The following is a 19,820-nucleotide window of genomic DNA, read 5'->3' as shown; positions in this document are numbered from 1 at the left end:
TACCAAGCGGAGCGCGCCCCTATTGGGGCGCGCACAGGTGTCAGCCCTTGCGGGCCGTTTGCCGCCTGCCGCACGCGATTGTGAAAACCTCACCTGACTCTCTGGCTTACAACGGATCAAAATCCTTCGGAGGTTTCCTGTGTCTTTCAAACATCTCATTGCCGCTCTGCTGCTGGCTGGTTCCGCCGCTGATGCTGGCAACCTCTTGCCGCGGGACGGCTGGGCCGTGCATGAAACCGCCAAACCATACGCACAGTTGATCAAGGACGTCAAAGCCGCCGCCAAGGCCGAAGGCCTGGGTGTGGTCACCCAGGCCGGCCCCACCAAAGCCGCCGCCGCCCGCGGCATCCACATCCCCGGAAACCGGGTGATCGGCCTGTTCAACAATGATTTTGCAGTGAAAATTCTCGCTCTTTCCACTGCAGCAATGATCGAAGCTCCGGTGCGCATCTATGTGACCGAGGAAGCCGACGGCAGCGCCACCCTGGCTTACAAGCTGCCATCCCATGTCTTTGCCCCCTACACAGACGAAGGCGGCGACGCGCTGGAAACCCTGGCAATCCAGCTGGACCGCCACTTTGCGCATATCGCAGAACGGGCAATAAACTAGCCCTATCGGCTTCTTTCTGGTCAAAAATACCCAAACACACCGATTTGCGCCAAATTCCGCCGCAGCATTTCTCACACTGGCGTGAGAGGGCTTGCGCCTGCGCTCAGCCTGGGCAATCTGACGCCAAATCAACCGATTGGACGGACAAGATGACAGAAACCCTGCGCGCAGCCGATGTGCTGGCCCGGCGGCTTTATGAGGCGGGCTGCCGCCATGCCTTTGGCATGCCCGGCGGTGAAGTGCTGACCCTGGTGGATGCGCTGATGCGCGCAGGCATCACCTTCCATCTGGCCAAACACGAAAACTGCGCAGGCTTCATCGGTGAAGGCGTGCATCATGCCGACGATGCCCCGGTCATCCTGGTGGCAACCCTCGGCCCCGGCGCTCTCAATGGCATCAATGTGGTGGCCAACGCCCATCAGGACCGGGTGCCGATGCTGGTGCTCACGGGCTGTGTCGACGCGGCGGAAGAGCAGAGCTACACCCATCAGGTGCTTGACCATCGCGCCGTGTTCACGCCGATCACCAAAGCCACCTTCCGGCTTGATGCAGACGCCGCGGACCTGATCGCAGACAAGGCCGTCGCCATCGCGACAGAGCCCCGCAACGGGCCGGTGCATATCGATGTGCCGATATCGGTGGCAGATACGCCAGCCAGGGACCGCGGCATCCGCCGCGCGCCTGCAAGTCCTACCGCACCAAGCGGCGAAGCATTGGCGCAGGCGCGGTCCTGGCTGGCGGCCTCGGCGCGCCCTGTGGCGGTGATCGGGCTGGACGCACTGCAGGAAAACGCAGGCCCGGCAATCCGCTCCTTTGTTGAGAAACACCAGATCCCCTTTGTCACCAGCTACAAGGCCAAGGGGATCATTGCCGAGGACCACCCACTGTGCCTCGGCGGTGCCGGCCTGTCGCCGCTGGCGGACACACATCTTCTGCCCCTGCTGCAGGAGGCCGATCTGGTGCTCTGCATCGGTTATGACCCGATCGAAATGCGCCCCGGCTGGCGCAATGTCTGGGACGTGAAATCCCAGCACGTCATCGACATCGCACCCGAGGCCAACACGCATTACATGCATCAGGCAGGCTTGAACTTTCTCACTGCCATTGCGCCCACGCTCGACGCCCTGTCAGATGGCACCACGCCCCACAACACTTGGCGCAACAACCGCCCCGCTCAGGTAAAATCAGCTCTGGCAGAGGCCTTCCCCCAGGATGACGATTGGGGCCCGGCAGGCGTCATCGCCGAATGCCGCGCCACCCTGCCGCCCGAAACCCTCGCCACCGCCGACAGCGGTGCCCACCGAATCCTGCTCAGCCAGATGTGGGACTGCCATGAGCCGCGCGGGCTGGTCCAGTCTTCGGCGCTCTGCACCATGGGCTGCGCGGTGCCGATGGCGATCGGGCGCAAGCTGGCGCAGCCGGATCGCCCCGTTGTCAGCTTCTCGGGCGATGCCGGTTTCCTGATGGTCGCAGGTGAGCTGTCCACCGCCGCCGAGTTGGGCGTGGCGCCGATCTTTGTGGTTTTTGCCGACGCCAGCCTGGCCCTGATCGAGCTGAAACAGCGCCAGCGCCAGCTCACCAATGGCGGTGTGGATTTTGCCGCACATGACTTTGCCGCCATGGGCCGGGCCTTCGGCGGCAACGGGGTCACTGTCACCAGCCGCACAGAACTGCGCGCCGCCCTGCAGGATGCCATGAACGCAGACAAATTCACCGTCATCTCAGCTGTGATAGACCGCGGAGGCTATGATGGCCGCATCTGATCTTCTGCCGCATGGCGCCCTTGATGGCGTCAAAGTGCTGGACCTCTCACGTATTCTGGCCGGCCCCACCTGCACCCAGCTTCTGGGCGATCTCGGTGCCACCGTGATCAAGGTGGAAAACCCCAAGACCGGCGGCGATGACACAAGGCAATGGGGGCCGCCCTATGTCATGGATGCAGACGGGCAGCCATCCGACCTTTCGGCCTATTTCATGTCCGCCAACCGCAACAAACGTTCGGTGGCCATCGATATCGCAACAGAAGAAGGCCAGCAGGCTATCCGCCATCTGGCCGCAGAGGCCGATATCCTGATCGAAAACTTCAAACCCGGCGGACTGGCCAAATACGGGCTGGACTACGCCAGCCTCAAACCCGCTCTGCCCGGCCTGATCTACTGCTCGATCTCCGGCTACGGCCAGACTGGCCCCAACAGCCACAAGCCCGGCTATGACATCATGGCCCAGGGGTTTGGCGGTATCATGTCCCTGACCGGCGAGCCTGAGGGCCAGCCGATGAAGGCCGGAGTCGGCATCGCCGATGTGATGTGCGGCATGTATGCCTGTATCGGCATCCTGTCTGCCCTGCACCACCGCGACAAAACCGGCGAAGGCCAGCAGATCGACCTTGCCCTGGTGGATGCGCAAATCGCCTGGCTGATCAACGAAGGCGTGGCCTATCTGAACACCGGCCAGATCCCCAGGCGCCGCGGCAATGAACATCCCAGCATCATGCCTTACGGCGTTTATGAAACTGCCGACAGCCACATAATCCTGGCAGTGGGCAACGACAGCCAGTTCCGCCGCTTCATGGAATTCCTGAAGCTGGAAGGCCTGGCAGAGGACGCACGTTTTGCCACCAACCCCGCGCGGCTGCAAAACCGGGATGCGCTGAATGCCATTCTGATCCCCTCCGTTCAGCGCTACACAACAGAGGATGTGCTGCAGGCGATGGAGATCCGCAAAGTGCCTGCCGGGCCGGTGCAGAATCTGGAAACCCTCTTTGCCACTGATCAGGTTGCCGCCCGCGAGATGTCGATCCCGATGGAAACGGCGGCAGGACCGGTCAAGCTCCTGGGCAATCCGCTGAATTTCTCGCGCACACCTGTAACATACCGGCATCCGCCCCCCGCCTGCGGCGAAGGAACCCAAGAGATTCTGAGTTCCCCGTCCCCTTTTGCAAAACCCTGACCGCCAAAACCCGCGGCAGCATTCCGCCAAGTGTTACAATTTCCGGCAAAACACCGCCAAACCGGCGGTGTTGTTGTAATTAAACGCCATGACCTCTTGCGGATTTTTCCCGAAAAATCCTACACATCCGACGAATTTCGCATCCACAGGCACACAGCCTATCACCAAACCGCGAGCAGGGTTCGCCCGGGTGTATCCGATGAACTAGTCTCCATTACTGGAAGTCGGCATACCCGCTCAGTTTACGAAAGAGATTGGAATCCCATGACGCATGACATTTTCGGCCAGGACAGCAGCCTCACGGACGCAGCGGCGCTGCAGGATTGGAACGCCGTGCAGATCGGAGTTCTGGCCCATTCTGCCGTCACTGCACAGCATCTGGGCGCGGTGCTGAAGGCCGCACCGGAGTTTGCGCTGGCGCATGCGATCAAAGGTCTGTCGCTGATTATGCTGGGCCGCAGCGAGCTGCTGCCCACGGCCCACGAAGCTCTGCGCGATGCCAAGGCATTTTACGAAGGCGCCCTGCCGCGCGAGCGGAAATATGTCGATGCGCTGGAAAACTGGCTGGCCGGCCGCCCCAGCCAGGCCATCCGCCGGATGGAGGAAGTGCTGGATGTTTTCCCGCAGGATACCCTGGCCATGAAACTCAGCCACGGTATCCGCTTCATTCTGGGCGACCCGGACGGCATGCGCGCCTCGGTTGAGCGGGTTCTGCCTGCCTATGCCCCGGACCACGCCGGCCGCGGTTATCTTCTGGGCTGCCACGCCTTTGCGCTGGAAGAAACCGGCGACTATGAACGCGCGGCCAATGCCGGCCGTCAGGCGCTGTGGATGGCGCCGGACGATGCCTGGGGGCTGCACGCGGTGGCGCATGTGCATGACATGACCGGCAACGCGCGGTCCGGGCTGGAGTGGCTGCACGGCCGCGAGCAGGCCTGGGCCCATTGCAACAATTTCCGCTACCACGTCTGGTGGCACAAGGCGCTGATGCATCTGGACCTGGGCCAGATGGACGAAGCCATCGCGCTTTATGATACCCAAGTGCGCAAGGACAAGACCGACGACTACCGCGACATCTCCAACGCCACTTCGCTGCTGTCACGGCTGGAACTGGAAGGCGTCGATGTCGGCGCCCGCTGGCAGGAACTGTCAGAGCTTTGCGCCAACAGAACCGAAGATGGCAGCCTGATCTTTGCCGACCTTCATTACCTGCTGGCGCTGACCGGCCACCGCAAGGAAGACGCCCACAAGCTGGTGCAGCGCATTCACACCGATGCCCGCGATGGCGGAAATGAAGCAAAAGAGCGGATGGCGGCCCCCGGCTGCGCCGCAGCTGACGGGCTGGAGGCCTTCGGGGACGGGAATTACAAGGCTGCATTCGCACATTTGTCCGCTGCCCGCAGCACATTGCAGCTGGCTGGCGGCAGCCACGCACAACGCGATGTTTTCGAACGCATAACGATCGACGCCGGTCTGCGCGCAGGACGGCTTGACGAAGCCGAAGCAATCCTGGATGACCGCCGTGCAAAGCGCGGCGGCGCCGAGGACAACTATGCCCTCGCCCGGCGCACCCTGATCGCCGAAGGCCGGAATTCTCCCGGCGCTGCCAGCGTGCCTGCCGAATAAGACTTCAAGGACCAGAGACCAAAGATGTCCAGTGTTGCGCCCTTCCCCGGGCCTCAGAATGACCCCGCAGCTGCCAACCGCGCAGCTCCTCCGCCGCACGCGGCACAGCCGCGCGTGCGCGACCTGCGGCTCGACTTCTTTCGCGGCATTGCGATGTTCATCATCCTGATCGCCCATATCCCGGGCAACCGCTGGACCGGCTGGATCCCTGCCCGTTTCGGGTTCTCCGATGCAACCGAAATCTTCGTCTTCTGTTCCGGCATGGCCTCTGCCATCGCCTTTGGTGGCTCTTTTGCCCGGCAGGGCTGGTTCCTGGGCACCGCCCGCGTCCTCTTCCGCTGTTGGCAGGTCTTCTGGGCCCACATCGGCCTCTTTGTCTTCATCGCCGTTTCCATGGCCGCAATCGACCTGTATGGCGGGTTTGAAAAAAGCTATGTTAACTCGCTGAATTTGGGGCATTTCTTCAAGGACCCGATGCCCCAGCTGGTGGGATTGTTTACCCTTACCTATGTGCCCAACTACTTTGACATCCTGCCGATGTATCTGGTGGTGCTGATGCTGATGCCGCTGTTGATGGGGCTGGAAAAGGTGGGGCTTTGGGCGGTTGGCATGGCCTCTGTCCTGATCTGGCTGACCGCCAACCCCTATTTCATCGGTCTCGGGCCGGATGGCCTGTCGCTACCGGCCGAACCCTGGTCAGAGCGTGAATGGTTCTTCAACCCCTTTGGCTGGCAGCTGCTGTTCTTCACCGGATTTGCCTTTATGAAAGGCTGGCTGCCGAAACCGCCCGTGTCCAGACTTCTGATCGTGCTGGCCGCAGCCTTCCTGATCCTGTCCGCCCCTTATGGCTCGTGGAAGGTGTTCACCTGGATCAAGGCCGCCAGCCCGGAACTGGCAGAGCTGATCAAGCCCGGCCGCGACGCCATCGGCGAATGGCGTGAGAAAACCGACTTCGGCCTGCTGCGCTACGCTCATTTTCTGGCACTGGCCTATCTCGGCTGGGCTGCAGCAGGTGAAGGTGGCAAACGGTTGATCGCGTCTGGCTCCTCCATGGCGGCGCGGGTCTGGGAAGTACTGCTGAAAATCATCACCAAAGTCGGCCAGCAATCGCTTGCGGTGTTTGTTTTTTCCATGGCTCTGGCGCGTTTTATCGGCTTTGCGCTTGACCAGACCGACCGCGCGGTTATGACCACGGCATTCGCCAATCTGGTTGGCTTTTTGCTAATCATTGCCTGCGCTTACACCGCAGCCTGGTTCAAGTCTCAACCTTGGAGAGCCAAACGATGAGCTCTTTTACCCGCCGTTCCTTTCTGGCTGCTGCGCTTGGCAGCACGGCTTTGGCCGCTCTGCCCGGCACCGCAAGTGAGGCCGTGCCCTTCAGCCGGGATGTGGTGATCGCCCTGGCCCGCAGCCTGGCTGCCAGGGATTATGCCGAACGGCCGATGGTACCGCAGGACTGGCTTGATCAGTCCTATGACGACTACAAGGCGCGCTGGTTCCGGACCAAGGACGCGCTGTGGTCGGACACCAGCCGCAGCTATAACGTCGATTTCTTCCTGCCCGGCCTCTATTTCCCGCGCGCGATCCAGATCAATACCGTGACCGAGGGCCTGTCCAGCCGCATCCCCTTCGACTTGTCGCTGTTTGACAAAAACGAAAAAGCACCGGATCTCTCGACCGAAGGCAACCTGGGCTATTCCGGCCTGCGCCTGCGCACCGATCTCGACGATCCCACCAAAAAGACTGAGTTCTGCGTTTTCCAGGGCGCCAGCTATTTCCGCGCCATCGGAATTGGCAACGCCTATGGCCTGTCCGCCCGCGGCCTGGCCCTGAAAACCGCCGACCCCGAGGGCGAGGAATTTCCCGAGTTCATCGAATTCTGGCTGGAAACCCCGGCCCCGGGTCAGCGCCACATGGTGGTGCATGCGCTGATGGATTCCCCGTCTGTGACCGGCGCCTACCGCTTTACGATCACGCCCGGCAGCAGCGCAGTGATGGATGTCGAAGCAACACTGTTCGCCCGCGAAGAGCTGAGCCATGCTGGCCTTGCGCCGCTCACTTCGATGTTCCTGTTCGATGCAACCAACCGCAATCGCTTCGATGACTTCCGCCCGGCGGTGCATGATAGTGACGGTCTTTTGGTGCTGAACGGCAACGGCGAAACCCTTTGGCGGCCGCTGGCCAATCCCAAACGGCTGCAGGTCTCCTCCTTTGTGGACGAAAATCCCAAAGGTTTCGGCCTGATGCAGCGATCGCGCAAACTGTCGGATTTCAACGACCTCGAAGCCTTCTATCACAACCGCCCCTCGCTCTGGGTGGAACCTAGGGGCGACTGGGGCAAAGGCGCCGTCACCCTGGTGGAGATCCCGGCGGACAAGGAAATCTACGACAATATCGTCGCCTACTGGCGCCCGCGCGAGCCTTATGCGCCCGGCTCCCAGATCGACCTGAACTACCGGCTCACCTGGGGCCGCCAGCCGGACCTGCCGCTGCCAAAGGTGATCGACACCGCCGAAGGCGCGCGCATCTTTGGCGGACCGGGCCGCATCGTCACCATCGACTATGGCGAACACCCGCTGTTCCAGGACGGCCCCGACAGTCTCGACATCCACATTCATTCGCCTCACGCTGAAACCAGCGACGGCGTGCTGCAGCGCAACCCGGAAACCGGCGGCCTGCGGCTGGCTTTCTATTTCGACCCCGGCGAACGGGACCACGTCGAACTGCGCGCCCAGCTCAGAAAAGACGGCCAGCCCGCGTCCGAAGTCTGGCTCTACAGGTGGACCGCATGACACCCTGTGACCTGATGCCCCCGGAACAGCCTCTGGCAATGCCAGAGCAGGATTTCAGCAAGGATTTCAGGGATGCATCCGCTCCGGGCGGCTCCGCCCCCCGGCAAATAGCGCTTTGGCGCCTTCTTGCCTTTTCGCCCGCAATGACGGCGACCAGCATTCTGACATGGATCATGGCAGGCTGGTTCACCGATGGCGGCTTTTCCGTGCTGGAAATGGTGCTTCTGGGGCTGATTGCCTTCAATTTCTTCTGGATCGCCTTCACGGTCTCGACCGTGCTGCTGGGTCTCTATGGCCTGTCACGCCGCCAGAAGACCGTAGACCGCCGCCCGGCCCGCCCGATGAAAGTCGCGCTGCTGATGCCGGTCTACAACGAGGTGCCCTGGTATGTGCTGGGCAACGCCCAGACCATGCTGCAGGAGCTGCATGGTCGCGGCGGCCTGCATGAATATGCCATGTTCATCCTGTCAGACACCCGCGATGATGCGATTGCCGAACAGGAGCGCGCCAGCGTCGAGGCGCTGCGCAGCATGCTGCCGCAAGGCGCTGAGCTTTATTACCGCCGCCGCGACGACAACGAAGGCCGCAAGGTCGGCAATATCACCGACTGGGTGCGCCGCTGGGGCGCCGGGTACGAGGCGATGCTGGTGTTGGACGCCGACAGTCTGATGACCGGCCGCGCCATTGCCCGCCTGTCCGATGCGCTGGCCCGCGATCCCGGCGCCGGCCTGATCCAGAGCTACCCGCAGCTGATTGGCGCCCAGTCCGTCTTTGGCCGCATGCAGCAGTTTGCCAATGGCGTCTACGGCCTGGCACTGGCCGAAGGACTGGCCCGCTGGGCAGGTCACGAGGGCAATTACTGGGGGCATAATGCCATCATCCGCACCCGCGCCTTTGCCGCCTGCGCCGGCCTGCCGCTGCTGCGTTCACGCTTTGGCGGCGGCGACAAGCTGATCATGAGCCATGATTTTGTCGAGGCCGGCCTGCTGCGCCGGGCGGGATGGTCCGTGCGTTTCCTGCCCCGCATCCGCGGCTCCTACGAGGAAACCCCAGCCACGCTGATTGACCACATCCTGCGCGACCGCCGCTGGTGCCAGGGCAACCTGCAGCATCTGAACCTGCTGCATGCCAGGGGGTTTCGCGCAATCTCCCGCTTCCATCTCTTTGCCGGCGCCATCGGCTATCTGATGGCCCCGGTCTGGTTTGCGCTTCTGGTGCTTTGGGCCGTGATCGGCCGCAGCCAGGACGCCTCGGTGATCAGCTATTTCAGCGAAGCCAACCCGTTCCGCCCCAGCTGGCCGGATATGACCGAACCCAAGCATGTTCTGGTGATTATCCTGATCTATGCCATGTTGCTGGCGCCCAAGCTGCTGGCAGCCATGGCGCTGCCACTGACCGGCAGCAGGTTTTCTGAATATGGCGGCCCGGTGCATTTCGTGCTGTCTTTCCTGTCCGAGGTCGTGCTGGCCATTCTCTATGCACCAATCCTGATGGTGCAGCAGATGATTGCCGTGCTACGCACCGCCCTTGGCCTGCAACGCGGCTGGGCACCACAGGCGCGCGACGGCGGCAGCTACTCCTGGCGCACGCTGATCGCCTGCCATGCGTTGGAAACCATCAGCGGTGTGGCGATTTGGGCCGGGATACTCACCGGCACAGTGTCGCTGTGGCTGGCCCCCATCGCCTTGTCGCTGGTGCTGGCGGTGCCGCTGTCGGCGCTGTCCGGTGTCAAGACGGTGAACCGCATCCGCCACTGGATGGCCACACGGGAAGAATTCAGCGAACCCCAGATCACCCGCGCCGCCCGTGTGGCCCGCGCTGACCTGAAGGCACTGCTGGACGGCAACGCCCCTTTCAGAACCCCAGCCGAGTAAATCCCGCAGACAAGGGGCTCCCGCGCCCGCAGGCTGCCCCGGCTAGTGCCGGAACAACCTTGGCGGCCTTGGGCCCGGCGCCGCGCTGACGTGCGGCGCGGCCGGCGGCAGAGCCACCCGCAGCGCGCCCGCAAGGGCGCGCTGCCAGGCCCAACGCTTTGCCGGAAATCTCTGATTGACAGGCAAAGGGGCGGGAGATCGCCGCTGCAGCCTGACGCGGCCCGCTCGCTTCAGCGCAGCGCAGGCCGGGTCTCGAACCAGTCTGCCATTAGCCCGGCCCAGCCTTTGGGCACCCTGTGGCCGCCGTCAAACAGCACCAGTCCGATATCCGCTTCCGGCCCGCAGTCCCAGCGGCGGCGCATCAGGCCATTGGCGCTCCAGGCCCTGTCCGGCGCGTGGGAGGAACAAGAATTGGCGTCGCGCCACAGCTCCAGCGCAGCAAACACATCGCCCTGCTCAAACCGACCGCCGCCCAGGATCCGGCCTTCCAGCGGCACCACCTCGTCGCGCCAGCCATGCACCTGCAAAAGCCGCACCGGCCCGCTGCAGCCATCCGGCTGCGGCCGCCAGAAGGCCCCCGAGACCGGCGCATAGGCGGCAAAGGCCTCCGGATCACGGCAGGCCAGGTAATGCACCATGAAAGCGCCGGCGGAAAATCCGGCCAGCACCGTCTGCGCCTTGGAGGTGCCGAACTGCTCAGCTGCATCTGCCAGCACCGCAGCAAAGAATGCGCCTTCGTCACGGCCTGCGTCAAACGGACCGAAACCCCAGGATTGCGGGCCGCTGCCGTCCCGCCTGCGCCCTTCCGGCGCAATCACCGCATAGCCGCGCTGTGTCAGCCCCTCAACCATATCTTGGTTGCGCAGGACACTGCGGCCGCTGCCGCCATAGCCATGCAGGAACATCACCACAGGCACCGGGCCGGCCGCAACTGCCGGGTCTGGCATCACGATATGATACTCTCCGCCATCCACCTTGCAGGCGTCCGGCGCCCCGCCGCAGCCCGCTGCCGCGCTGCCACCCCAGGCAGCCGCCAACACAGCGGCTGCCACTGCCTGTTTCACCCGTGACATCATCCTTTGCGCCTCACCCGTTCCATCGCGCCACCGGCAGGTTGCCCGCAATCCAGCCCATCCCCGCCGCAGATCCCAGCATTCCTTCCGGCACATCTATGACATTGGTGTAACCCGCCTCGGCCAGCTTTAGCGTGATCCGGGCCGAGCGCACCCCACGGGCACAAATCAGCGCCACGGGTGCCGCCAGGTCCGGCCCAGCCACCGCCTGCAGCGCGTCAATGAAATCGTCCCGCCGCATGTCGATCTGGTGGCTGCCCGCAGGCACCCCCGAGGCGCGCCATTCCCGCGGGGTGCGGATATCCACCAGGATGATCTCCCCCGCCTGAGCCTGGACAAACGCCTCAGCCGCCGTCAGCCGTGGATAGTCATGATCCGGCGGCTGACGTCGCTGCCACCAGTACCCAAAACCCGCCGCGGCAGCCGCACCTGCCAGCAGCATCCGCCGCCGGGTAAGATTCGGACCCCTCTTCTCACTGCCAGCCATTGTGCCTCCGCCGCCTGGTTTGCCTGTCCGGTCTAACAGCCTGCGCCTTCTCAATCATCAGAAACAGATCAAATCCACCGGTCAAGTTCTTGTTATTGTGCGTCTGCTGACCAATTATGCTGGTAAAGGACGTATTCCCCCCGCCATGGCCTGCGGCATTCTTACCGCAATCAGGACGGCAGGGCTGGTTCTAAGTTACAAAATTGCTTAGCACTGGTTCAAAAACGACGCGCCAACCCGACAGGAGACTTGCACGTGTCCCTATTCTTGATTGCGGCCCTGCCCTTTATCGGAGCCGTCTTCCCCGCGTTATTGATCCGCGCCGGACGCAACGCTGCGGCCTCTGCCGCCGGGCTGACAACGCTGCTCGCCTTTATCGGGCTGATGCTGCACATCCCGGCCGTGTTCCGCGGCGAGACGGTCTTTGCCGCCGTGGACTGGTTGCCCGGTCTGGGCCTGAATGCGCATTTCTTTCTGGACGGGCTGGGCTTTCTGTTTGCCGCGATGATCCTTGGCATTGGCCTCCTGATCATCCTCTACGCCCGCTACTACCTGTCACGCGAAGACCCGATGGGCCAGTTCTACAGCTACCTGCTGCTGTTTCAGGGGGCGATGGTTGGCATCGTTCTGTCTGACAACATATTGCTTTTGCTGGTTTTCTGGGAACTCACCTCGCTCAGCTCTTTCCTGCTGATCGGCTATTGGAAACACCTGCCCGAAGGCCGCCAGGGGGCGCGCATGGCGCTGACCGTGACCGGCTCCGGCGGGCTGGCGATGATCGCAGGCATGCTGATGCTGGGCCATATCGCAGGGTCTTATGACCTCAGCATCATTTTGCAGAACAAGGACGCGATCCAGTCCTCGGATCTCTATCTGCCTGCGCTGATACTGATCCTCTTGGGCGCCTTCACCAAGTCGGCGCAGTTCCCCTTCCATTTCTGGCTGCCGCACGCGATGGCGGCGCCAACGCCGGTTTCGGCCTATCTGCATTCTGCCACCATGGTAAAGGCCGGCCTGTTCCTGATGGCCCGGCTCTGGCCAGTGCTCGCTGGCACGCCTGAATGGTTCTATATCGTCGCCACCACCGGCCTTGTCACCATGCTGCTGGGGGCGGTGATTGCGCTGTTCAAGGACGATCTCAAGGCGCTGCTGGCGTTTTCCACCGTCAGCCACCTGGGCCTGATCACCATGCTCTTGGGCTTTGGCACCAAGATTGCCGCCGTTGCCGCGGTGTTTCACATCATCAACCATGCCACTTTCAAGGCGGCGCTGTTCATGACCGCAGGCATCGTCGACCACGAGGCCGGCACCCGCGACATCAAACGGCTCGGCGGATTGCGCCACCTGATGCCGGTCACCTTCGCCATCGGTACGGTGGCGGCGCTGTCGATGGCAGGCATCCCGCCCCTCAATGGCTTCCTGTCCAAGGAGATGATGCTGGAGGAGGCAGCCCACACGATCTGGAACGGATCACACAGCGTGGTGCCGGTTCTTGCCACTGTGGCCGCGCTGTTCTCAGCCGCCTATTCCTTCCGCTTCATCGTGCATGTGTTCCTTGGACCTAAACGGGCAGATTACCCGGCCCAGCCCCATGATCCGGGCACCGGCATGTGGATCGGCCCCGCCTTGCTGGTGGTTCTGGTGGTGCTGATCGGCCTGGCCTCGGCCAAGATCGCAGGCCCGATGGTCGCCACCGCCGCAGCCGCCGTCATCGGCACCGAGACGCTGCCCTATTATTCGCTCAAGCTCTGGCACGGGCTGACTCCGGCGCTTTACATGTCCGTGGCAGCCACCATCGGCGGCCTGACCCTGCTGGCCCTGCATGCCCCTTTGCAAAGGACATGGAATGCCCTGCCACGGCCAGAGGCCAAGCCCCTCTTTGAAGCCCTGATCGGCGCCTTTACCCGCGTCAGCCAATCGGTGACCGAAGGCCTGCACAACGGCGTTCTGACCCGCTATGCGGCGATCATGATCACCTTCACCGTGGCCATCAGCTATCTTGCTTACCGCAGTGGTACGCTGGGCGCTGAGACCCGCCAGATCCAGGACCCCGGGCTGTTGCCGGTTGTCGGCTGGTTTGCATTGGTGATTGCGACTCTGTTCATCGTCGCCAAACACCGCAACCGCCTGCTGTCGCTGGTGCTGATCGGCGTGGTGGGCCTCGTGGTGTCTCTGTCCTTCAACTACCTTTCCGCCCCCGATCTGGCGCTGACCCAAATCTCGGTTGAGGTCGTCACCATCATCCTGATGCTTCTGGCCCTCAACTTCATGCCCAAGGAAACCCCGGTTGAAACCCCGGCCCTCACCCGCCTTCGTGACGGCGCGATTGCGGTGGTTGCGGGGCTGGGCGCAGGCGGGCTGATTTATGCGCTCCTGATGCGCGATTTTGCCTTTCCGACGATCTCGGATTTCCACCTCGCCAATTCCTACAAAGGCGGCGGCGGCACCAATGTGGTGAACGTGATCCTGGTCGATTTCCGTGGCTATGACACCTTTGGCGAGATCATCGTTCTGGGCATTGCCGCCATGGTGATCTTTGCCCTGACCGAAGCTGTCCTGGGCTCCAAGGTCCGCGCCTACCTCTTGAACCGCGAACCCGACCTACCGCAGGCCGGCGACGCGCACCCTTTGATGATGGTGGTGGCGACCCGGGTGATGATGCCGCTGGCGCTGATGGTTGCGGCCTATATCTTCTTTCGTGGCCACAACCTGCCGGGCGGCGGCTTCATCGCCGGGCTGATCGCGGCCATCGCCATCATCATGCAGTATATGGCCTCGGGCTTTTCCTGGGCGGCTGAGCGTCAGCGCTACCCCTATCACGCCATCATCGGCTCTGGCGTGCTGATCGCCGCCGCCACCGGCATGGGCGCCTGGTTCAACGGCATGCCCTTCTTGACCAGCGATTTCGGCTATCTGCACTGGCCGCCGCTGGAAGAGTTTGAATGGGCCACTGCGGCGCTTTTCGACCTTGGCGTCTTCCTGGCCGTGGTCGGTGCGGTGCTCTTGGCGCTGGAAAGCCTGTCGCGCTTTGCCTGGCAGCCCGGCATCAGCTCTGAGCACGCAATGGACATCAACCCGGCACGCGACGAAGCGGCCAAGACCGGGACGGAGGACTAAGCATGGAACTTCTTGTTGCCTCAGCCGTGGGCATCCTGACGGCGGCTGGCATCTACCTGATCCTGCGCCGCCGCAGCTTTCCGGTGATCCTGGGCCTGTCGCTGCTGACCTATGCGGTCAACGTGTTCCTGTTTGCCACCGGCAGGCTGGTGACCGGCGCGCCGCCGATCCTCAACAAATACCAAGAGGTCGCCTATACCGATCCGCTGCCGCAGGCGCTGGTTCTGACCGCCATCGTGATTTCCTTTGGCATGACCGCCGTGGTGGTGATGATTGCCCTGGGGGCGTATCTGTCGTCACGCGATGACGGCACCGCGATGCCAACCGAAACCGACGGCGCAGGGGAGGACGCATAATGGAGCACCTGCTGATCGCGCCAGTGGTGCTGCCCGCCCTTGTTGCGCCCTTTATCATCATGGTGCTGCGTCATCATCTGGACCTGCAACGGATCTTCTCGCTGGCCAGCGTGGTACTGCTGGCCGCTGTCTCCCTGACCCTGGCCGCACAGGCCGCCGACGGCACCGTCAAGGTCTATGAGCTGGGCGACTGGCCCGCGCCCTTTGGCATCGTGCTGGTTCTGGACCGGCTGTCGGCCATGATGATCGTGCTGACGTCGCTCTTGGCGCTGCCGGTTCTGCTCTATGCCATCGGCTCCGGCTGGGACACCCGCGGCGCCAATTTCCACGCGCTGTTTCAGTTTCAGCTGATGGGGATCATGGGCGCCTTCCTGACCGGCGACGCCTTCAACCTGTTTGTCTTCTTCGAGGTGCTGCTGATCGCCTCTTATGGCCTGATGATCCACTCTGGCAGCACCCGGCGGTTTCAGGCCGGCGTGCAATATGTGGTGTTCAACCTCCTGGGCTCCACCCTGTTTCTGTTTGCACTTGGCACGCTGTATTCGGTGACCGGCACCCTCAACATGGCCGACCTAGCAGTGAAGGTCGCCCAGATCCCGGCTGAGGACACCGCCCTCTTGCGCGTTGGCGCGGTGATGCTTCTGCTGGTCTTTGCCATCAAGGCGTCGCTGCTGCCGCTGCATTTCTGGCTACCCTCGGCCTATGCCAACGCCCCGATGCCGGTGGCGGCGCTGTTTGCCATCATGACCAAAGTCGGCGCCTATTCGATCCTGCGCCTCTATACCCTGGTCTTCGGCCCCGAGGTCGAGGCCACCGCCGGCCTGACAGAGGCCTGGCTGCTGCCTGCGGCCCTTTTGACCCTTGGCGCCGGCGCCGTGGGCGTGCTGGGGTCGAAAAAGCTGGGCCGCCTTGCCGCCTTTGGCGCCATCGCCTCCATGGGGACGCTGCTGATTGCCATTTCACTGTTCACCCAGACCGCCGCCGCAGCCGCGCTCTATTATCTGGTGCATTCCACTCTTGCGGCAGCATTGCTGTTCCTGGTCGCTGATCTGGTGATGGAGCGTCAGGGCCAGTGGATTCAGCCGCAGCGGCCGATGCCGCAGACCGGGCTGATCTCGGCGCTGTTTTTCGCTGCCGCCATCGCGCTGGCAGGGATGCCGCCGCTGTCGGGCTTTCTGGGCAAGCTTTTGGTGCTGGACGCCACCCGCAACGCCGATCTGGCGCCCTGGATCTGGGGCGTGGTTCTGCTGGGCTCGCTGATCACCATCCTCGGAATGGCCCGCGCAGGCTCCCTGCTGTTCTGGAAAGGCCATGGTCTGCCAGCAGACGAACAGGACCCATCCAAAGGCCTGCCCGCAGACAGCCTGCCCGCCAAACCGGCACAGCTGCCCTTTGTCGCCTGTTTCGGCCTGCTGGGCGGCCTGATCGCGCTCACCGTCTTTGCAGGCCCTGCCACCCGCTATGCCGAGGCAACGGCGGCTCAGCTCTATGCGCCATCGGCCTATATCGACACCGTGCTTGGGAGGACCGCTGAATGAAACTGATCCGGCGGCTGTTCCCGCACCCTCTGCTCACGCTCCTGCTGACCCTCACCTGGCTCTTGCTGGTCAACCGATGGTCTCTGAACTCGCTGGTCTTCGGCTTCCTGCTGGGCGTGCTGATCCCCTTTGTGACCCAGCCCTACTGGCCCAACCGGCCCCGGCTGCGGAACCCGCTGAAAATCGCGGAATATATCCTGGTGGTGCTTTTGGACATTGTGCTGGCCAACATCATCGTCGCCCGCATCGTGCTGTTCAAACCCAATGCAGACCGCCGCCCGAACTGGATCACCGTCCCACTGGACCTGAAAACACCCGAGGCGATCACCGCCCTTGCAGGCACCATCACCATGACGCCCGGCACCCTGTCTGCCGATGTCTCGGACGAAGGCCACGCCCTCTTGGTTCACTGCCTGGACGCCCCCAACCCGGATGCGGTGCGGGATGAAATCAAACAGCGCTACGAGCGCCGGCTGATGGAGATTTTCGAATGATCGCAAGCGCTGCCACCTTTGCCTTTGCCTGCTTCGCGCTGGCCTTGCTGATGAATTTGTGGAAAGTCGTCACCGCCCCCGATGTGGCCGACCGCATCCTGGCGCTCGACACCATGTTCATCAACGCCATCGCGCTGATGGTGCTTTACGGCCTGGCGCTGGGGTCCGAGATCTTCTTTGAGGCCGCCATGATCATCGCCATGCTCGGCTTTGTTTCCACCGTGGCCTATGCGCGCTTTATCCTGCGCGGCAATATCATCGAGTAAGGGGAAGACGCATGGAAACCCTTCTGGAATTTCTTGTGGCCGCCCTCTTGGTGATGGCAGGCATTTTCGGCTTTGTCGGCTCTTACGGGCTGATCAAGCTGAACGACCAGATGTCGCGGCTGCATGCCCCGACCAAAGCCACCACGCTGGGCGTCGGCGGGGTGCTTCTGGCCTCGATGCTGCACGCAGCGGCATTTGAAAAATACGTCTCCTACCATGAGCTGATGATCACCCTGTTCCTGTTCCTGACCGCTCCGGTCACGGCAAATTTCATTGCCAAGGTGCACATCCACCGGCAGGAAACCCGCGCCTCTATGCCAGAGGCCGGCGGCGACGATCACTGGGCCACCCATGACACGCCCGAGGACGAAGAACGCCGCCAAACGGCCCATACTCCGCCCGCCGAAGACTGAACCCACTGCTCTCAGGAAGGCCAGCCTCTTGATCGACACCTCCCGCCTGCCGCTCACCCGCGATCTGGTCCTGATCGGCGGCGGCCACACCCACGCGCTGGTGCTGCGCAAATGGGGGATGTCCCCCCTGCCCGGCGCCCGGCTGACAGTGATCAACCCCGGACCGACCGCCCCCTATTCCGGCATGCTGCCCGGTTTCGTGGCAGGCCACTACGGGCGCGAAGAACTGGACATCGACCTGGTCCGCCTCGCCCGCTTTGCCGGCGCCCGCGTGGTGCTGGGCGCAGCAGAGCACATTGATACCGCAGCGCAAACGGTTCATGTTCCAGGCCGCCCGCCGATTGCCTATGACTTGGCTTCGGTTGATATCGGCATCACCTCCGCCATGCCGGAGCTGCCGGGCTTTGCCGAACATGGCATCCCAGCCAAACCGCTGGGCCAGTTCGCAGAAACATGGGCCGCCTTCCGCGAGTGCGACAGCCCGGCGCATGTCGCCGTGATCGGCGGCGGCGTGGCGGGTGCAGAGCTGGTCCTGGCCATGGCCTATGCGCTCAGATCCCGTGGCAGGCTGGCCCAGGCAACCCTGATCGACAGCGGCGCAGCTTTCCGTGCCATCGGCACCAAAGCCCGCCAGACACTCCGCCGCGCCTTGGTCGAACAGGGCGTCCGGCTGGAGGAAAACGCCACTATTGAGCGCATCAAAAAGGGCTACATCCTGCTGGCCGACGGGCGAGAGATCCTGTCGGATTTCACCACCGGCGCGGCCGGCGCCCGCCCCTATGGCTGGCTTGCAGACAGCGGGCTCGACGTGCAGGACGGGTTCATCCGCGTCAGCGAAACCCTGCAAAGCTCCGCCGCCAATGTTTTTGCTGCAGGCGACTGCGCCCATATGGAATTTGCCCCACGTCCCAAGGCCGGGGTTTATGCCGTCCGACAGGCGCCGGTGCTCTGCCACAATCTGCGCGCCCTGATGACCGGCGACCCCCTGCGACGCTATAAACCGCAGAAAGACTACCTGAAATTGATTTCCATGGGCAGCAAAGAGGCGCTCGGCGAGCGCTTCGGCGCCGCGCTGTCAGGCCCGCTAATGTGGACATGGAAGGACCGCATCGATCAGGCCTTCATGGAGAAATTCCGCGACCTGCCAGCAATGGAGCCACCAGACCTGCCCGCTGAACACACGCTGGACATGGAACAGGCCCTGGGCGCAAAACCGATGTGCGGCGGTTGCGGCGCCAAGGTCGGCCGCGATGCGCTGCTCGGCACTCTTGCGGGGCTCGGCACAACAGACCGCAGCGACATCACCCCGCTGCCCGGAGATGACGCGGCCCTGCTGACCACCGGCGGCGCACGCCAGGTGATCAGCACCGACCATCTGCGCAGCTTCACCAATGACCCGGTCTTGATGAGCCGAATCGCCGCCATCCACGCGCTTGGTGACATCTGGGCAATGGGGGCAAAGCCGCAGGCCGCAACCGCCAGCCTGATCCTGCCGCGCATGTCGAGCGATCTGCAGGCCCGGACCCTGGCAGAGATCATGGGTGCTGCGTCAGAGGTCATGCAGCAGGCCGGCGCCGCCATTGTCGGTGGCCACACCTCGCTCGGGGATGAGCTGACAATAGGGTTCACCGTCACTGGCCTCTGCCCCCGCCCCCCGGTCACCCTCGCAGGCGCCAAACCGGGGGATGCGCTGATCCTGACCAAACCCATCGGCTCCGGTGTTCTGATGGCCGCAGAAATGACAGGTGATGCCAGAGGCGAATGGATCGCCTCCGCCCTGAATCTTATGAGCCAGCCGCAGGGAACAGCCTCGGGCCTATTGCAGAACGCCCATGCGATGACCGATGTGACCGGCTTTGGCCTCCTCGGCCATCTGCTGGGCATCTGTGAAGCCTCCGGCGCCGGTGCCCAGCTGTGGACCGGCCGGATCCCGCTGATGCCGGGCGCTGCCGAACTGGCCGACCGCGGCATCCGGTCTTCCCTGTTCGCCGCCAATCAGGCGGCGCTTGCCGAGCTGAACACATCCGGCTGGCAGGAACTACTCTTTGATCCCCAGACCGCTGGCGGCCTGTTGGCAGCGGTCAGCGCCGAAACTGCTGACGATCTGCTCGGCCAGCTCCGCTCCGCGGGATATCCGGCGGCGCGCATTGGCAAAGTGACCGCGACCCCAGGCGCCATAACGCTGAGCAGCCAGTAGCAGCAACAGATAGAAAGGGGCCGGCCCC

The 19,820-nt window shown here is 63.2% G+C and carries 16 protein-coding genes; 14 read left to right on the top strand and 2 right to left on the bottom strand.

What is annotated here, in order from left to right; all coding sequences use genetic code 11:
• Nucleotides 1-139 precede the first annotated feature (139 nt).
• From ACP151_RS11575 to mdoH, 7 genes are all read left to right on the top strand, one after another.
• A complete protein-coding gene (locus tag ACP151_RS11575) occupies nt 140-610 on the top strand; it encodes a DUF302 domain-containing protein (protein WP_424979061.1) in 471 nt (156 codons plus the stop codon).
• A 149-nt stretch (nt 611-759) separates the two neighbouring features.
• Nucleotides 760-2,373: a thiamine pyrophosphate-binding protein gene (locus tag ACP151_RS11570; protein WP_424979060.1), complete on the top strand. Its 1,614-nt coding sequence runs from the start codon at nt 760-762 to the stop codon at nt 2,371-2,373.
• A complete protein-coding gene (locus ACP151_RS11565) occupies nt 2,360-3,559 on the top strand; it encodes a CaiB/BaiF CoA transferase family protein (RefSeq protein WP_424979058.1) in 1,200 nt (399 codons plus the stop codon). Before ACP151_RS11570 ends, ACP151_RS11565 begins: the two co-directional genes overlap by 14 nt.
• 264 nt (nt 3,560-3,823) lie before the next feature.
• Nucleotides 3,824-5,185 carry a tetratricopeptide repeat protein gene (locus tag ACP151_RS11560; RefSeq protein ID WP_424979057.1) on the top strand — a complete coding sequence of 454 codons (1,362 nt, stop codon included), beginning with the start codon at nt 3,824-3,826 and terminating at the stop codon, nt 5,183-5,185.
• 24 nt (nt 5,186-5,209) lie between these two features.
• The gene (locus tag ACP151_RS11555; RefSeq protein ID WP_424979056.1) at nt 5,210-6,472 is read left to right on the top strand and encodes an OpgC family protein; all 1,263 of its coding nucleotides are present in this window, start codon (nt 5,210-5,212) and stop codon (nt 6,470-6,472) included.
• Nucleotides 6,469-7,977 carry a glucan biosynthesis protein gene (locus ACP151_RS11550; RefSeq protein ID WP_424979055.1) on the top strand — a complete coding sequence of 503 codons (1,509 nt, stop codon included), beginning with the start codon at nt 6,469-6,471 and terminating at the stop codon, nt 7,975-7,977. Before ACP151_RS11555 ends, ACP151_RS11550 begins: the two co-directional genes overlap by 4 nt.
• Entirely contained in the window at nt 7,974-9,851 is a 1,878-nt protein-coding gene (mdoH, locus tag ACP151_RS11545; protein ID WP_424979054.1) for a glucans biosynthesis glucosyltransferase MdoH, read from the top strand. The genes ACP151_RS11550 and mdoH overlap by 4 nt, the downstream gene beginning before the upstream one ends.
• A gap of 230 nt (nt 9,852-10,081) precedes the next feature.
• On the opposite strand, the gene ACP151_RS11540 is transcribed toward mdoH, so the two are convergent.
• Entirely contained in the window at nt 10,082-10,915 is an 834-nt protein-coding gene (locus tag ACP151_RS11540) for an alpha/beta hydrolase family esterase (protein WP_424979052.1), read from the bottom strand.
• A 22-nt stretch (nt 10,916-10,937) separates the two neighbouring features.
• Nucleotides 10,938-11,411 (bottom strand): rhodanese-like domain-containing protein, encoded by a 474-nt coding sequence (locus ACP151_RS11535; protein ID WP_424979051.1) that lies wholly within the window; start codon nt 11,409-11,411, stop codon nt 10,938-10,940.
• A gap of 255 nt (nt 11,412-11,666) precedes the next feature.
• On the opposite strand from ACP151_RS11535, the gene ACP151_RS11530 reads away from it, so the two are divergent.
• The 7 genes from ACP151_RS11530 to selD are packed head-to-tail and all read left to right on the top strand — an operon-like array spanning nt 11,667 to nt 19,792.
• The gene (locus ACP151_RS11530) at nt 11,667-14,528 is read left to right on the top strand and encodes a monovalent cation/H+ antiporter subunit A (protein ID WP_424979050.1); all 2,862 of its coding nucleotides are present in this window, start codon (nt 11,667-11,669) and stop codon (nt 14,526-14,528) included.
• Nucleotides 14,529-14,530: 2 nt separating this feature from the next.
• Entirely contained in the window at nt 14,531-14,884 is a 354-nt protein-coding gene (locus ACP151_RS11525; RefSeq protein WP_424979049.1) for a Na+/H+ antiporter subunit C, read from the top strand.
• Nucleotides 14,884-16,422, top strand: a complete 1,539-nt coding sequence (locus ACP151_RS11520) for a monovalent cation/H+ antiporter subunit D (RefSeq protein ID WP_424979048.1) — start codon at nt 14,884-14,886, stop codon at nt 16,420-16,422. Before ACP151_RS11525 ends, ACP151_RS11520 begins: the two co-directional genes overlap by 1 nt.
• The gene (locus ACP151_RS11515) at nt 16,419-16,916 is read left to right on the top strand and encodes a Na+/H+ antiporter subunit E (protein WP_424979047.1); all 498 of its coding nucleotides are present in this window, start codon (nt 16,419-16,421) and stop codon (nt 16,914-16,916) included. The genes ACP151_RS11520 and ACP151_RS11515 overlap by 4 nt, the downstream gene beginning before the upstream one ends.
• Complete coding sequence (locus ACP151_RS11510) at nt 16,913-17,182, top strand: K+/H+ antiporter subunit F (protein WP_424979046.1); 270 nt, start codon at nt 16,913-16,915, stop codon at nt 17,180-17,182. Before ACP151_RS11515 ends, ACP151_RS11510 begins: the two co-directional genes overlap by 4 nt.
• An 11-nt stretch (nt 17,183-17,193) precedes the next feature.
• Nucleotides 17,194-17,595, top strand: coding sequence for a Na+/H+ antiporter subunit G (locus tag ACP151_RS11505; protein WP_424979045.1), 402 nt, complete (start codon nt 17,194-17,196; stop codon nt 17,593-17,595).
• A gap of 31 nt (nt 17,596-17,626) precedes the next feature.
• Nucleotides 17,627-19,792 (top strand): selenide, water dikinase SelD, encoded by a 2,166-nt coding sequence (gene selD, locus ACP151_RS11500; RefSeq protein ID WP_424979089.1) that lies wholly within the window; start codon nt 17,627-17,629, stop codon nt 19,790-19,792.
• Nucleotides 19,793-19,820: the final 28 nt, after the last annotated feature.

The organism is Leisingera sp. S232, assembly GCF_049800895.1.
GTDB lineage: Bacteria > Pseudomonadota > Alphaproteobacteria > Rhodobacterales > Rhodobacteraceae > Leisingera.
The sequence above is the reverse complement of the archived record's forward strand: the minus strand, read 5'-3'. Positions and strand labels throughout refer to the sequence as shown.